Origin of the sequence: Thermoproteus sp. CP80, from assembly GCF_002077075.2 — an archaeon.
Lineage (GTDB): Archaea > Thermoproteota > Thermoprotei > Thermoproteales > Thermoproteaceae > Thermoproteus.
Window position 1 is genome coordinate 1 of record NZ_LCWM02000080.1, and the last position, 272, is coordinate 272.

At 58.8% G+C, this 272-nt stretch carries 1 protein-coding gene; it reads left to right on the forward strand.

Translation table 11 applies throughout. The features are described from left to right. Positions 1 to 30 precede the first annotated feature (30 nt). Positions 31 to 272, forward strand: a 242-nt coding sequence (locus B7L68_RS08470) for a twin-arginine translocase TatA/TatE family subunit (protein ID WP_081247210.1), incomplete at its 3' end; no start/stop codon positions are given.

Genomic DNA, 272 nt, shown 5'->3' on the forward strand with positions numbered 1-272 from the left:
GGTTTTTATGGTTGTGGGGTTTGGCCGTATATGTGGCTGTTCATCACGGGCCAGGACTGGCTCATAATACTGATCGCCGTGGTCATCCTCCTCATATGGGGCCCCTCAAAGCTCCCCGCCCTGGCCAAGGGCCTCGGGCAGGCCCTGCACGAGTTCAGAAGGGCCTCCCAAGGCCTGGCCGCAGGCGAGGACGAGGAATACAGGAAGCTGCTGGAGGTGGCCAAGAACCTAGGCATAAACACAGAGGGCAAAACCAAGGAGCAGATACTGGA